Origin of the sequence: Mesorhizobium sp. M7A.F.Ca.US.005.03.1.1 (genome assembly GCF_003997975.1) — a bacterium.
In the GTDB taxonomy this organism is placed as follows: domain Bacteria; phylum Pseudomonadota; class Alphaproteobacteria; order Rhizobiales; family Rhizobiaceae; genus Mesorhizobium; species Mesorhizobium ciceri.
Genome location: NZ_RZRO01000019.1, coordinates 26,767 through 41,396, shown reverse-complemented (window position 1 = coordinate 41,396; position 14,630 = coordinate 26,767). Strand labels below are relative to the sequence as shown.

The following is a 14,630-nucleotide window of genomic DNA, read 5'->3' as shown; positions in this document are numbered from 1 at the left end:
GAGGGCGTGCGGTCGCAACCGGACTTTGGTGCGATAGACACGCACTAAGCCGTGCGTTACGGGTTCGGACAGTCTTGTCCGGGAGGTTTTCATGGCTTTGGTGATCGAAGGCGAGGAGCGCATTGCCGCACCGCTGCAAAAAGTGTGGGAAGCGCTGAACGATCCCGAGGTCTTGAAGGCGACCATTCCCGGTTGCCAGAGCCTGGAGATGAAGTCGCCGACCGAGATGGCGGCAACCGTGGTGGTGAAGATCGGACCGATCAAGGCGACGTTCAACGGCGAAGTGACGCTGAAGAACCTGAAGCCGCCGCACTCCTACACCATCCAGGGCGAAGGCAAGGGCGGCATTGCAGGCTTCGCCAAGGGTGGCGCCGACGTGACGCTGACGGCAGATGGACCCGACGCCACGATATTGAACTACGCGGCCAAGGCCGATGTCGGCGGCAAGATCGCCCAACTCGGCAGCCGGCTGATCGAATCGACCTCGAAGAAACTGGCCGGACAGTTTTTTTCCAGTTTCGGCGAGAAGGTCGGCGCGGCCTAGGCTGCAGAGCGGCGGCGGCTACCGAACAAGCTACTCGAAAACAATACTCGGCACCGCCGCTGCCGCAGCACCACGCTCTTCGTTAACCCGGTCCCAGACCTTCGAGGCGATGTCGCGGTAGATTTTCGCCTCGGCGCCGTCGGGCTTGGAGACGACAACCGGCGTGCCGGCATCCGAGCTTTCGCGAATGCCCATCTCGAGCGGCACCTCGCCGAGGAAGGTGACGCCAAGGCGCTCGGCCTCGCGCCGCGCCCCGCCATGACCGAAGATGTCGTAGCGCTTGCCGGTGTCCGGGGCGATGAAATAGCTCATGTTCTCGACGATGCCGAGCAGCGGCACGTCGACCTTCTTGAACATGTTGAGGCCTTTTCGCGCGTCGATCAGGGCCAAGTCCTGCGGCGTCGAGACGATGACGGCGCCAGCCAGCGGCACCTGCTGGGCCATGGTCAGCTGCGCGTCGCCGGTGCCGGGCGGCATGTCGACGACGAGCACGTCGAGACGGCCCCATTCGACTTCACGCAGCATCTGCGTCAGTGCCGACATCACCATCGGGCCACGCCAGATCATCGGCGTTTCCTCGTCGACGAGGAAACCCATCGACATCACCTTCAGGCCGTAATTCTCCATCGGTTTCAGGATCTTGCCGTCGACGGTCTGCGGCCGGCCGTGGATGTTGAGCAGCCTTGGCATGGACGGGCCGTAGATGTCGGCATCGAGCACGCCGACGCGCAGGCCGTTGGCGGCGAGGCCGAGCGCGATGTTGACGGCGGTGGTCGACTTGCCGACGCCGCCCTTGCCGGAAGCAACGGCAATGATCCCCTCGATACCGGGTACGCCACGCTTGCCCGAGCTGTGCGAGGCCGGCGCGTGCGGAGCCGCACGCGGCGCGGCGGCAGCGGGCGCAGCCGGCGGAACGGGCCTGGGTGCGGGGCGCGACGGAACCGGCGCCTCCATGCCGCCGCCCTTCTTCTCGGCCGTCAGCGCGACGACGGCGCCGGCGACACCGGGGATCGCCTTGACGACACGCTCGGCAGCGGCGCGCAGCGGCTCCATTTCCTGGGCGCGGGCGGCGGGAACGGTAATCGAGAAGAAGACCTTCCCGTCGGCGATGAAAATTTCCGAAACCATGCCGAGGTCGACGATGTTGCCGGTGAAATCCGGTCCGTTGACCGTCTTCAGACGCTCGGTGACGATTTCCTTGGTGACGGACATGGCAGTTTTTCCTTACGCAGCTTGCGCCTGAGATGCAGCTTGCACCTGAGATAATGCAGTTTCCGGACAGAACCAAGCCGTGGAGCAATGGCTGTCATGGCGTGCCTGAAAAACCGGCGGGTCCTGCCGGATTTCATCCGCGCCAAACGTCCTCCAGATAAGCGAGCGCCGATGCGGCCAGCAATCAATCCAGCCGACAGTCGCCAAACGATCGCGGCGACCTATTTCAACGACCAGCACGGGACCGACAAGCCGAGAAGGAGGCGATTATGCTCGCAAACAGCAACGCAACGGCAAATCTGGCGGTAAGCGATCTGGCAAAGGCCAAGGCTTTCTACGAAGGAACGCTTGGCCTGAAACAGGTGCAGGATGAGGGGGGCGAACTGATCGTGTACAAAAGCGGCGATACCACCCTCAACGTCTATCATTCCCAATTTGCCGGAACCAACAAGGCGACAGCGGTGACCTGGATGGTTGGCGACGAGATCGGCAACATCGTCAAGGAGCTGAAGTCGAAGGGCGTCGCCTTCGAGCACTATCAGATGCCGGGCTTGACGCTGGAGGGCGATCTCCACGTCGGTTACGGAATGAAGGTTGCCTGGTTCAAGGATCCAGACGGCAACATCCTGAACCTTGTGGACAGGTAGATTTCTTCACCTCACCTCGCCAGGCCAACCGCGAGGTAGGTGAGCGCCGAAATCAAAGCGGTGGCCGGCAAGGTAACGATCCAGGCGATGACGATGTTGCCGGCAATGCCCCAGCGCACGGCCGAGACGCGGCGGGCGGCGCCGACGCCGATGATGGCGCCGGTGATGGTGTGGGTGGTCGATACGGGAACGCCGAGCCAGGTCGCCGCAAACAGCGTGATCGCCCCACCGGTTTCGGCGCAAAAACCCTGCATCGGGTTCAGCCGGGTTATCTTCGAGCCCATGGTGTGGACGATGCGCCAGCCGCCGAACAGGGTGCCGAGCGCCAGTGCCGACTGGCAAGTGAGGACCACCCACAGCGGCACGTAGAAAGTCGCGCCGAGCATGCCTTGCGAATAGAGCAGCACGGCGATGATGCCCATGGTCTTCTGGGCGTCATTGCCGCCGTGCCCGAGGGAATAGAGCGAGGCGGAAAAGAACTGCATGACGCGGAAGGTGCTGTCGACCGCAAACGGCGTCTGGCGCACGAAGAGCCACGAGACGACGAGAACCAGGACGAGCGCCAGGATAAAGCCCGTCGCTGGCGACAAGACGATTGCCGCGACCGTCTTGCCAAGCCCGGTCCAAACGATGGCGCCCACGCCTGCCTTCGCAACACCGGCGCCGACCAGGCCGCCGATCAGCGCATGCGAGCTGCTCGAAGGGATGCCGGCGATCCAGGTGACGATGTTCCAGACGATGGCGCCGACCAGGGCTGCAAAGATCACCGCCGGGGTGACGATGCTGACGTCGACGATGCCTTTGCCTACGGTCTCAGCAACGTGGAGGCCGAAGAACATGAAGGCGATGAAATTGAAGAATGCCGCCCACAGCACCGCATATTGCGGCCGCAGCACGCGGGTGGAAACGATGGTGGCGATGGAATTGGCGGCGTCGTGCAGGCCGTTGAGAAAGTCGAAGAACAGTGCGACGGCGACGAGGCCGGCCAGCACGGGAAAGGCAATGGTTGCTTCCATCACCTAGACATTCTCAATGACGATGCCGCTGATCTCGTTGGCGACGTCCTCGAAGCGGTCGACCACCTTTTCCAGTTGGCCATAAATCTCGCTTCCGATCATATAGGCCATCGGATCGCTGCTGCCGTGCTTCCTGAAGAGATCCTTCAGCCCTTGCTCGTGCAGGTCGTCGGCCCGGCTTTCGACGCGCATCACCTCTTCGGCGATGGCGTTGAGGCGCACAGTATGCGTTGCGACCTTGTTGAGCAGCGGGATCGCCTCGGCCACCAGCTTGGCGGCGGCGACGATGACGCCACCCATTTCCTGCATCAGCGGATCGAACTCCTTGCGCTCGAACAGCTTCACCGTCTTGACCGTCTTGTGCATCATATCGATGGCGTCATCCATCGACTGGATCAGGTCCTTGATGTCGCCGCGATCGAAAGGCGTGATGAAGGAGCGCCGTACAGCCAGCAGGACTTCCGCGGTGATGTGGTCGGCCTCATCTTCGAGATCGATGATTTTCTGGCACCAGAGATCGATATCCCTGCCCTGGAGAAGCTGCTCCAGCGCCTCGGCGCCGCCGACCACGGTGCGGGAATGTCGTTCGAACAGGTCGAAGAAGCGATCTTCGCGCGGCAAAAGCTTGCGGAACCAGCCCAGCATGGTCGATCTCCCAGTTTCATCCACATAGCGCCGCATTCAGCCGCGGGAAACAGGTAGCCGGCTTAAAGGTGTGGATGCAGGGCAATTGTGCGTGGCGCTTGCGGTAGAGCACAATTTCCCCGACCTTGCAGCGAACGACCGGAAAGATCACATGATCGACAAGCTGGAATTCTTCATCGCGCTCGCCAGGGAGGAGCATTTCGGCCGGGCGGCGGAGGTGTGCGGCGTCACGCAGCCGACGCTGTCGGCCGGCATCAAGCAGTTGGAAGGCCAGCTTGGCGTCATGCTGGTTCTGCGCGGCTCACGCTTCCAGGGGCTGACGCCGGAGGGAAAACAGGTGCTGGTGTGGGCACGCCGCATCGTCGGCGACACCAGGACCATGCGCGAGGAAATGCGCGCGGCGCGCCACGGACTTTCGGGCCGTATCCGCATCGCCGCCATCCCGACGGCGCTCGCCATGCTGCCGCGGCTGACGACGCCATTTCGCGAAAAGCATCCCGGCGTCACCTTTTCGGTGCTGTCGCGGACCTCGATCGAGGTGCTGTCGCTGCTCGGCAATTTCGACATCGATGCCGGCATCACCTATCTCGACAACGAGCCGCTGGGGCGGGTGACCAGCGTGCCGCTCTATGACGAGCGTTACCAACTGATCACCGCGATGGGAAATCCCTATTCCGACCGCGACAAAGTGACATGGGCGGAGCTCTCAAGCCTGCCGCTGTGCCTGTTGACGCCGGACATGCAGAACCGCCGCATCATCGACCAGCATCTGGCCGAAGCCGGCGTGCAGGTGCGACCGACGCTGGAATCCAATTCGATGATCGTGCTGTTTTCGCACATCCGCACCGGCAAATGGTCGTCGATCATGCCGCTCAACCTTGCGGAAACATTCGGCTTTTCCGAACCGATCCGGGCCATTCCAATCATCGAACCAGACGCCAGCCACACGGTCGGCCTGGTGGCGACACCGCGCGAACCGCACACACCTTTGGTCTCGGCGCTGCTGGACGAGGCAATGGCGCTGGCGGACGATTTCCATGCCAACCGTTCCGCTAGACAGGGTTAGTCAAACGGAACGATAGAAGATTTCTATCGTACAACGAAACCGCTTTATTGATTTCAGAGGTTTTCTCTGGTTTCTTAAGCACTTAGCGATAAAGCGGCACGCGCATGTCGTTGTTCCAAAACAGCTTGATGCTTTTGGCCGATATGCGTGGGTCGCTACGATAGGGAGGGCGCTGCATGACAATGCAGCCTGCAAGTACCGAGATTACGTCGCGCACGGCCGCGATCATCCAGGAGATGAAGGGGCTCGAAGGCCCTTTGCTGCCGATCCTCCACGGCATCCAGGAAGAGTTCGGCCATGTGCCCAAGGATGCGCTGCCGGTCATCGCCGAGGCGCTGAACATTTCCAGGGCCGAGGTGCACGGCGTCGTCAGCTTCTATCACGATTACCGAAGCCATCCGGCAGGCCGGCATGTGTTGAAGCTCTGCCAGGCGGAATCCTGCCAGTCCATGGGGTCGGATGCCATCGCCGCCAAGCTGAAGCAACTGCTGGGCATCGGCTTTCATGAAACGACCCGCGACGGTTCGGTGACGCTGGAGCCGGTCTACTGTCTCGGCCTGTGCGCCTGTTCGCCCGCCGCCATGCTCGATGGCGAGGTGATCGGACGGCTCGATGACGAGAAGCTCGACGAGATCGTTGCAGAGGTGCGCTCATGATCCCGCGTATCTACATTCCCGGCGATTCCGGTGCGCTGGCGCTTGGTGCCGAAAAGGTCGCCAAGGCGATCGCCGGCGAACTCGCCGAGCGCGGCATCGAGGCCAAGATCGTGCGCAATGGTTCGCGCGGCGCCTATTTCCTCGAACCGATGGTCGAAGTCGCTACAGCCAACGGCCGCATCGCCTACGGGCCGGTCAAACCGTCCGACGTCAAAAGCCTGTTCGACAGCGGCTTCCTTACCGGCGGCCATCATAAACGCTGGCTGGGCGCGCCGGACAAGATCCCCTTCCTGGCCAAGCAGACGCGGCTGACTTTCGCGCGCTGCGGCGTCACGGATCCGCTGTCGCTCGAATCCTACAAAAAACATGGCGGGTTGAATGGACTGATGAACGCGCTGGCGCTGACGCCTGCCGCCATCGTCGCAGAGGTGACCGAATCGGGCCTGCGCGGACGCGGCGGCGCCGGCTTCCCGACCGGCATCAAATGGAAGACGGTGCTCGATACAGCAGGCGACCGCAAATACATCGTCTGCAACGCCGATGAAGGCGACTCCGGCACTTTCGCCGACCGCATGATCATGGAGGGCGATCCCTTCGTGCTGATCGAAGGCATGACGATCGCCGGTATAGCCACGGGCGCGACCAAGGGCTTCGTCTATGTCCGCTCGGAATATCCGCATGCGGTGGCGGCGATGAACAAGGCCGTCGAGATCGCCCGCAAGGCCGGCGTTCTTGGCGCCAGCGTGCTGGGTTCCCCTCACGCGTTCGACATGGAGATCCGGGTCGGCGCCGGCGCCTATGTCTGCGGCGAGGAGACGGCGCTGCTCGATTCGCTCGAGGGCAAGCGCGGCATGGTACGCGCAAAGCCGCCTCTGCCTGCGCATAAGGGGCTGTTCGGCAAGCCGACGGTGATCAACAACGTCATCAGCCTAGCCTCTGTGCCTGTCATCATGGACAAGGGTGGGGCCTTCTACAAGGATTTCGGCATGGGCCGCTCGCGCGGCACGATCCCGGTCCAGATCGCCGGCAATGTCAAATTTGCAGGGCTGTTCGAAGCCGCTTTCGGTATGACGCTTGGCGAGATCGTCGACGAGATCGGCGGCGGCACGGCCACCGGCCGGCCGGTCAAGGCAGTGCAGGTCGGCGGACCGCTCGGCGCCTATTTCCCGCGCGCGCTGTTCGACACGCCATTCGACTATGAAGCCTTCGCGGCCAAGGACGGGCTGATCGGCCATGCCGGTATCGTGGTGTTCGACGACACCGCCGACATGCTGAAACAGGCGCGCTTCGCCATGGAGTTCTGCGCCATCGAAAGCTGCGGCAAGTGCACGCCCTGCCGCATCGGCTCGACGCGCGGTGTCGAGACCATCGACAAACTCGCCGCGGGCATCGAGCCGGAGAAGAACCTCGCTCTGGTCACCGACCTCTGCAACACGATGAAATTCGGCTCGCTCTGCGCGCTGGGCGGCTTCACGCCCTACCCCGTGATGAGCTCGATCACCCATTTCCCCGACGACTTCAAGCCCGCGCCCGTGCGCGTGGCTGCCGAATAGGAGCTGGCAGATGAACATCAAGGCCGACTTCCCCTCCCTCGTCGAAGAGATCGACTACGGAACCCCGCAATCGAAGGCGCAGAAGCAGGTCACGCTGAACGTCGACGGGCGCAGCATCACCGTGCCGGAAGGCACCTCGATCATGCGTGCCGCGATGGAGGGCGGGGTCGAGATCCCGAAGCTCTGCGCCACCGACATGCTGGACTCCTTCGGTTCGTGCCGTGTCTGCCTTGTGGAGATCGAAGGACGCGGCGGCACGCCGGCATCCTGCACGACGCCTGTCGGCGAAGGCATGATCGTGCGCACGCAGACCGAGCGGCTCGATGCCATTCGCCGTGGCGTCATGGAGCTCTACGTCTCCGACCATCCGACCGGCTGGAACGAACAGGCCGGAACCGGCGCCAGCGAGTTCGACGCGGTGGCGAAGTCGATCGGTCTGACCGAGAACCGCTACGGCATCGAGGGCCGCAACCACGTCAAGCCGGAAGGTGGCGTGGCGCCCGGCCATGGCTCGCTGGCAGTCGATTACATCGCCCGCGACGAATCCAACCCCTATTTCACCTATGATGCCTCGCAATGCATCGTCTGCTCGCGCTGCGTGCGGGCGTGCGAAGAAGTGCAGGGCACGTTTGCGCTGACCATCGAGGGACGCGGCTTCGAATCCCGGGTTTCGGCGGGAATGCACGAGGCGTTCATCGATTCGGAATGCGTGTCCTGCGGCGCCTGCGTCCAGGCCTGCCCGACCGATGCGCTGCGTGAGAAGACGGTGCTTGCCAAGGGCCTGCCGGAGCGCTCGGCCGTCACCACCTGCGCCTATTGCGGCGTCGGCTGCTCGTTCAAGGCCGAGGTGAAGGGTGACGAAGTCGTTCGCATGATGCCCTACAAGGAGGGCAAGGCGAACCACGGCCATTCCTGCGTGAAGGGCCGTTTCGCCTATGGCTACGCCACCCACAAGGACCGCATCCTGTCGCCGATGATCCGCGAAAAGGTCACCGATCCGTGGCGCGAAGTAAGCTGGGAAGAGGCGATCGGCCATACCGCCAAGGAATTCCGCCGCATCCAGTACCAGTACGGACGCACCGCGATCGGCGGCATCACCTCGTCGCGCTGCACCAATGAGGAAACCTACCTCGTCCAGAAGATGGTGCGGCAGGGTTTCCGCAACAACAATGTCGACACCTGCGCACGCGTCTGCCATTCGCCGACGGGCTACGGGCTCGGCCAGACATATGGCACGTCTGCCGGCACGCAGGATTTCGATTCCGTCGACTTCACCGATGTCGCCGTCATCATCGGCGCCAATCCGGCTTCCGCTCACCCGGTGTTCGCCTCGCGGCTCAAGAAGCGGCTGCGCCAGGGCGCCAAGCTGATCGTGCTCGATCCGCGCCGCACCGAGATGGTCAAGTCGGCCCATATCGAAGCGGATTACCACCTGCCGCTGAAGCCCGGCACCAATGTGGCCGTGCTGACGGCGCTGGCGCATGTGATCGTCACCGAGGGCTTGTTCGACGAAGCCTTCATCCGCGAACGTTGCGACTGGACGGAGTTCCAGGATTGGGCATCGTTCGTCGCCTTGCCGGAAAACAGCCCCGAAACCGTCGGCAAATTGTCCGGCGTCGATCCCGAGCTGATCCGCGGTGCTGCGCGTCTCTACGCCACCGGCGGCAACGGCGCGATCTATTACGGCCTGGGCGTGACGGAACACAGCCAGGGTTCGACCACTGTGATGGCAATCGCCAATCTCGCCATGGCCACCGGCAATATCGGCCGGCCCGGCGTCGGCGTGAACCCGCTGCGCGGCCAGAACAACGTGCAGGGCTCCTGCGACATGGGCTCGTTCCCGCATGAGCTGCCCGGTTATCGCCACATCTCCGGCGAAGCCGTGCGCGATATCTACGAGACCTTGTGGGGCGTGAAGCTGGACGACGAACCCGGCCTGCGCATCCCCAACATGCTGGACGCCGCCGTCGACGGCAGCTTCAAGGGCATCTACATCCAGGGCGAAGACATTCTGCAGTCCGATCCCGACACCAAGCATGTCGCAGCCGGCCTTGCCGCGATGGAATGCGTCGTCGTGCACGACCTCTTCCTCAACGAGACGGCGAACTACGCCCATGTCTTCCTGCCGGGCTCGACCTTCCTGGAGAAGGACGGCACCTTCACCAACGCCGAGCGCCGCATCAACATGGTGCGCAAGGTTCTTGAGCCGAAGGCGCGCTACGCCGATTGGGAGGCGACGCAGGAGCTTGCCCGCGCGATCGGGCTGGACTGGAACTATAAGCATCCCTCCGAAATCATGGACGAGATCGCGATGACCACGCCGAGCTTCGCCGGCGTCTCCTTCGAGCTGCTCGACCGTGTCGGGTCCGTGCAATGGCCCTGCAACGAGAAGGCGCCGCTCGGCACCCCGATCATGCATATCGACGGGTTCGTGCGCGGCAAGGGCAAGTTCATCCGTACCGAATATGTGGCGACGGACGAAAGGACGGGGCCGCGCTTCCCGCTGCTGCTCACCACCGGCCGCATCCTGTCGCAGTACAATGTCGGCGCGCAGACCAGGCGCACCGATAACAGCATGTGGCATTCGGAGGACCGGCTGGAGATTCATCCGCACGATGCCGAGAACCGCGGCTTGCGCGACGGCGACTGGGTCCGGCTGACCAGCCGCTCGGGCGAGACGACGCTGCGCGCGCTGATCACCGACCGGGTGTCGCCCGGCGTGGTCTACACGACGTTCCACCATCCGGACACGCAGGCCAACGTGATCACCACCGACTTCTCCGACTGGGCGACCAACTGCCCGGAATACAAGGTGACGGCGGTGCAGGTCGGCGCCTCCAATGGGCCGTCGGAATGGCAGCGCGACTATGACGAGCAAGCCAAGCAGAGCCGGCGCATCGCGTCTTTGCAGGCGGCGGAGTAGTCTTGAGCGCGCGGCGCAAAGCCACGACGCAGGTATCGCGGCTGGCGCACCGCGCCAGCGGCACTGCTACGGCGAACCGCATGGTGCCGGAAGAGACGCCGGTGGCGTTCTCCTTTGCCGGCACCACGCATGCGGTGATGATGGCAAGCCCGGCCGATTTCGAGGATTTCGCGCTTGGCTTCTCGCTGACCGAGGGCATTGTAGCTGCGCCGGAGGAGATCGAAGCCATCGAGGTCGAGGACCATGGCGCCGGCATCGACATCCAGATCCGGCTGAAGGACCGAGCCAACACGCGCTTCGAAGCGCGGCGGCGAAGGCTCGCGGGTCCGGTCGGCTGCGGGCTCTGCGGCATCGAATCGATCGAGGAAGCGATGCGTTCGGTGGATGCGGTTGGTGTGTCAAAGCTTACGCTTGATGCCAACGATATTGTCCGTTCGGTCAAGCTTTTGTCGAAAGTGCAGCCGCTGCACACCGAGACCGGAGCCGTGCACGCCGCCGGCTTCTATGTGCCCGGCAAGGGCATCGTCATGGCGCGCGAAGATGTCGGCCGTCACAATGCGCTCGACAAGCTGGCGGGTGCGCTGGCCAAAGCCGGCATCGAGGGCGCATCCGGTGCTGTCGTGGTGACATCCAGGGTTTCGGTCGAAATGGTGCAGAAGACGGCTTCTATCGGTTCGGCCTTCATCATCGCCGTCTCGGCGCCGACCGCCCTTGCCATCCGCACGGCGCAAGAGTCCGGCATGACGCTGGTGGCGCTGGTTCGCGGCGACGATTTTGATATTTTCACCCACCCCGACCGGGTGGTTTGCGGAGTTGCCAAGCATGTCGCATGACGAAGAACACATTATGAGCACCGCCGAGAAGCTGGTGCGCATGGCAAACCAGATCGCCGACTTCTTCCATTCCAAGCCGCGCGAGGAAGGCATTGCCGGCGTCGCCGAGCATATCAACAAGTTCTGGGAGCCGAGGATGCGGCGGCAGTTCTTCGAAATGCTGGACGACGGCACCGGGAACTTCAACGAGTTGGTGGTGGCCGCCTCCGCCAGGATCAAGCGACCGATCACGCCGGCTGCGGCCGACCTCAAACTCGGGCTCAAGCCCTCCCCTGCCGACGTCGCCGCCTCGCAGGAATAGCCGCCAAGCCGCGCCAGCTTACATTCACAATCGCTAAAGTTTAAGCTGCCGCAATCTGCGCTGTTCTGCTATGGTTTGACGACCGGAAATCGTCAGGCCGGGGTGGAAATCTCGTGAGGCCGATCGAGACGCGATACGCCTGTAGCGGCGATGTGCGGATCGCCTATCAGGTGGTCGGGCAGGGATCGTTCGATCTCGTCTTCGTGCCGGGCTTCATTTCCAACCTCGACCTGCACTGGGAAGACGAGGGCTACACCAGGCTCTTGAAGCGGCTTTCGGCGTTCTCTCGGCTGATCCTGTTCGACAAGCGCGGCACCGGCCTGTCCGACCGTGTCGACGCGCATAACCTGCCCAGTCTCGAGACGCGGATGGACGATGTGCGCGCGGTAATGGACGCCGCCGGCAGCGGCCGTGCGGCGCTGCTCGGCTCCTCCGAAGGCGCACCGATGGCGATGCTGTTCGCCGCCACCTATCCGGAGCGGACACGGGCGCTGGCGCTCTATGGCGGCTATGCGCATTTCCACAAATGGGTGATGTCGCCCGAACGCCTCGACGCTTTCATCGAGATGGCGGAGACAGCCTGGGGCACTGGCGCCACGCTGCCCCATTTCGCGCCGAGCCGGGTCGACGACGCGCATTTCGCCCAGTGGTGGGCACGTTTCGAACGATTGTCGGCGAGCCCGACGGCGGCGGCGGCGCTGGCGCGCATGAACGCCGACGTCGACATCCGCCATATCCTGAGCGTGATCAGCGCGCCGACGCTTGTAATCCATCGCCGCAACGATGCGCGGGTCGACCCCGATGCCAGCCGCTTCCTTGCACAGAAGATCCCCGGCGCCCGGCTGGTCGAGATTCCCGGACGCGACCATCCGATCTGGACCGGCGATGTCGATGGGGTGGCCGACCTGATCGAGGAATTCCTGACCGGCGAACGCGCCGTGGGCGAAGTAGACCGCGTGCTGGCCGCACTACTGGTGACACGCATCTACGACACGGCACGGCTCGGCGACCGGATGTGGAGCGAACGCAGCCAACGCTTCCAGGAAACCTGGCGGCTGCTGGTCGGGCGCCATGGCGGGCGTTCGGCGGGCCTGCATGGCGAGTTGATGATTTCGCGCTTCGACGGCCCGGCACGCGCCATACGCTGCGCGGCAGCGCTGCGCGAGGCGGCGCAGGAAATCGGCGTGGCAAGCGCACAAGGGGCGCATGTCGGCGAGATCGAAGTGCGCGGTCCACCCGTTGGGACGACGGCGCGGGTGGCAATTCAACTGGCCGCCCATGCCGGCCGCGGCGACATTATCGCGTCGCGTCTGATCGCCGATCTGGCGGCTGGGTCGGGCCTGCATTTCACCGACGCCGGGCGCATCAGTGTCGACGAGCTGGAGCAGCCGCTGGCGCTGGTCCATGCGACGTCCGAACAGCATCTGGAACCCGCCTGCCGGCCCAAACCCAAGACCGCCGAGCCGGCCGCATTGACGGCGCGCGAAAGCGAGGTGGTGAGCCTCGTCGCCGACGGCAAGAGCAATGCCGCGATCGCCGCCGAATTGCGGCTGAGCGAACACACGGTCAAGCGCCATGTCGCCAACATACTGCTCAAGCTGGATCTGCCGTCGCGGGCGGCGGCGGCGGCGTTTTCGGCCAGGCACCCTGGCCCGCACGGGCCATGAGAGCCATGGCGCTTTCGGGCGAAGCGGCCATGGGCGGGTAAGCGCTATCAATTCTCTCCACGCAGGCTAGGCGGATGTCGCTGGGAAAGGCGCTGCGAACGGAGGAGGAAATGCTGAAGTCGAACCGGACACTCAAATTGCTTGTGATCGCTGCAAGCGTCGGCGCGTTGTTCGCCATCTCTCCCGCAAAGGCCGAGGACGCGTCCGCGGCGGCCGCCTACAAGGACATCGAGGCAACGCTCGGCTCGGTGCCGGACATGTTCAAGACCCTGCCGGATGTGGCCGTCGCCGGCGCCTGGGCCGAGATTAAGGGCGTGCAGCTCAACCCGAAGACGGCGCTTGACGGCAAGACCAAGGAACTTTTGGGCCTCGCCGTCGCGGCGCAGATCCCATGCCAGTACTGCATCTATTTCCACACCGAGGCGGCCAAGCTCAACGGCGCCAGCGACGAGGAGATCAAGGAGGCGGTGGCGATGTCCGCCATCGTGCGCCATTGGTCGACGATGCTCAACGGCAGCCAGGTCGATCTGACGACCTTCAAGAAGCAGACCGACGACGTATTCGCGGCCGTCAAGGCGAAGTCGCAGTAAGAACCACTGCCCGGCGATGAGCGCCGGACGGCACATCGACCATCAACCGCCCGGTCGGAAGACGGGCCAATGGAGGATGAAATGCTGACCAAGACCCAAACAGTGGACGGCGCCGCGATCAAGAAGGCGATCGAAACCCGTGACGGCAAGATGCTGTCGAGCTTCTATGCCGAAGACGCGCTGGTGCGGGTGATCGACCGCAACAACCCGCCGAGCAAGCCGCGTGAAATCCGCGGGCGCGCCGCGATCACCACATTCTGGGACGACATCTGCAGCCGGGCGATGACCCACAAGGTCGACACCACCATCGCCGACGGCGACAGCCTCGCCTTCACCCAAGCCTGCGCCTATCCGGACGGGACCAAGGTGTTCTGCGCAGCGATGCTGGAGCTGAAGAACGGTCGGATCGCAAGACAGACCGTCGTGCAGGCCTGGGACGAGTAGATCAACAACCGTGGATCAACCGCGGCCTGGGCCGCAAACCTAGAGGAGAAGACGATGTTCAGCGCCAGATGGCAGATCGACGCCAAGTTCGGACACAAGCAGACCGTGCTCGACCTGTTGAAGAAATGGGAACGCGAGATCGGGTCACAGGTCGGCCTCGACGAGCTGGAATTCCAGATCATGACCGGTTCGATCGGCGCGCGGGAGGCGACGGTCGAGTCCCATCACCAGGTCGAAAGCCTGGCCCAGTTGGAGGCGTTCTTCGCCAAGATCGGCAAGATCGACGCGCACGCGAAATGGGGCAAGGAGATCGAGCCCTATGTCGTGTCTGGCACCAGCCTGTGGAATATCTATCGCATCGTGGAGTAGTGGTCTGCGGTCTTACCTCTCCTCTTGTGGGAGAGGTCGGATTGCCCCGATTTGTCCTTCACAAATCGGTTGGCAACCCGGGTGAGGGGTAAGCTGGCGTCAAGCTGGAACACCCCTCATCCGTCTCGGCGCTACGCGCCGATCCACCTTCTCCCACAAGGGGA

Annotated in this window: 15 protein-coding genes; 12 read left to right on the top strand and 3 right to left on the bottom strand. The window is 63.6% G+C overall.

The window, feature by feature from the left end:
• Positions 1-91 precede the first annotated feature (91 nt).
• Positions 92-544 (top strand): carbon monoxide dehydrogenase subunit G, encoded by a 453-nt coding sequence (locus EN990_RS11305; protein WP_013528005.1) that lies wholly within the window; start codon positions 92-94, stop codon positions 542-544.
• A 30-nt stretch (positions 545-574) separates the two neighbouring features.
• Here EN990_RS11305 and EN990_RS11300 read toward each other — a convergent pair whose 3' ends face one another.
• Positions 575-1,756, bottom strand: coding sequence for an Mrp/NBP35 family ATP-binding protein (locus EN990_RS11300; protein WP_127365781.1), 1,182 nt, complete (start codon positions 1,754-1,756; stop codon positions 575-577).
• 269 nt (positions 1,757-2,025) lie between these two features.
• Here EN990_RS11300 and EN990_RS11295 point away from each other — a divergent pair, with 269 nt between their 5' ends.
• The gene (locus EN990_RS11295; protein WP_063169927.1) at positions 2,026-2,403 is read left to right on the top strand and encodes a VOC family protein; all 378 of its coding nucleotides are present in this window, start codon (positions 2,026-2,028) and stop codon (positions 2,401-2,403) included.
• Between the two features lie 11 nt (positions 2,404-2,414).
• Here EN990_RS11295 and EN990_RS11290 read toward each other — a convergent pair whose 3' ends face one another.
• Together EN990_RS11290 and EN990_RS11285 are read right to left on the bottom strand one after the other, a co-directional pair.
• Entirely contained in the window at positions 2,415-3,419 is a 1,005-nt protein-coding gene (locus EN990_RS11290; protein WP_013528008.1) for an inorganic phosphate transporter, read from the bottom strand.
• 3 nt (positions 3,420-3,422) lie between these two features.
• The gene (locus tag EN990_RS11285) at positions 3,423-4,064 is read right to left on the bottom strand and encodes a DUF47 domain-containing protein (RefSeq protein ID WP_013528009.1); all 642 of its coding nucleotides are present in this window, start codon (positions 4,062-4,064) and stop codon (positions 3,423-3,425) included.
• A gap of 151 nt (positions 4,065-4,215) precedes the next feature.
• Between EN990_RS11285 and EN990_RS11280 the strand changes: the two genes are divergently transcribed.
• From EN990_RS11280 to EN990_RS11235, 10 genes are all read left to right on the top strand, one after another.
• Positions 4,216-5,130, top strand: a complete 915-nt coding sequence (locus EN990_RS11280; RefSeq protein ID WP_013528010.1) for a LysR family transcriptional regulator — start codon at positions 4,216-4,218, stop codon at positions 5,128-5,130.
• 176 nt (positions 5,131-5,306) lie between these two features.
• Positions 5,307-5,786: a formate dehydrogenase subunit gamma gene (locus EN990_RS11275; RefSeq protein ID WP_023811689.1), complete on the top strand. Its 480-nt coding sequence runs from the start codon at positions 5,307-5,309 to the stop codon at positions 5,784-5,786.
• Positions 5,783-7,339 carry an NADH-quinone oxidoreductase subunit NuoF gene (locus EN990_RS11270; protein ID WP_127368389.1) on the top strand — a complete coding sequence of 519 codons (1,557 nt, stop codon included), beginning with the start codon at positions 5,783-5,785 and terminating at the stop codon, positions 7,337-7,339. Before EN990_RS11275 ends, EN990_RS11270 begins: the two co-directional genes overlap by 4 nt.
• 10 nt (positions 7,340-7,349) lie before the next feature.
• Entirely contained in the window at positions 7,350-10,262 is a 2,913-nt protein-coding gene (fdhF, locus tag EN990_RS11265) for a formate dehydrogenase subunit alpha (protein ID WP_127368388.1), read from the top strand.
• A gap of 2 nt (positions 10,263-10,264) precedes the next feature.
• A complete protein-coding gene (fdhD, locus tag EN990_RS11260; RefSeq protein WP_127368387.1) occupies positions 10,265-11,095 on the top strand; it encodes a formate dehydrogenase accessory sulfurtransferase FdhD in 831 nt (276 codons plus the stop codon).
• On the top strand, positions 11,085-11,396 hold the full coding sequence (locus EN990_RS11255) for a formate dehydrogenase subunit delta (RefSeq protein WP_013528015.1): 312 nt from the start codon (positions 11,085-11,087) through the stop codon (positions 11,394-11,396). Before fdhD ends, EN990_RS11255 begins: the two co-directional genes overlap by 11 nt.
• A 113-nt stretch (positions 11,397-11,509) precedes the next feature.
• Positions 11,510-13,063: an alpha/beta fold hydrolase gene (locus EN990_RS11250; protein ID WP_127368386.1), complete on the top strand. Its 1,554-nt coding sequence runs from the start codon at positions 11,510-11,512 to the stop codon at positions 13,061-13,063.
• Positions 13,064-13,173: 110 nt separating this feature from the next.
• Positions 13,174-13,653 carry a carboxymuconolactone decarboxylase family protein gene (locus EN990_RS11245; RefSeq protein WP_013528017.1) on the top strand — a complete coding sequence of 160 codons (480 nt, stop codon included), beginning with the start codon at positions 13,174-13,176 and terminating at the stop codon, positions 13,651-13,653.
• Positions 13,654-13,734: 81 nt separating this feature from the next.
• Positions 13,735-14,097, top strand: a complete 363-nt coding sequence (locus tag EN990_RS11240) for a nuclear transport factor 2 family protein (RefSeq protein ID WP_024503372.1) — start codon at positions 13,735-13,737, stop codon at positions 14,095-14,097.
• Between the two features lie 54 nt (positions 14,098-14,151).
• Complete coding sequence (locus tag EN990_RS11235) at positions 14,152-14,466, top strand: hypothetical protein (RefSeq protein ID WP_013528019.1); 315 nt, start codon at positions 14,152-14,154, stop codon at positions 14,464-14,466.
• Positions 14,467-14,630: the final 164 nt, after the last annotated feature.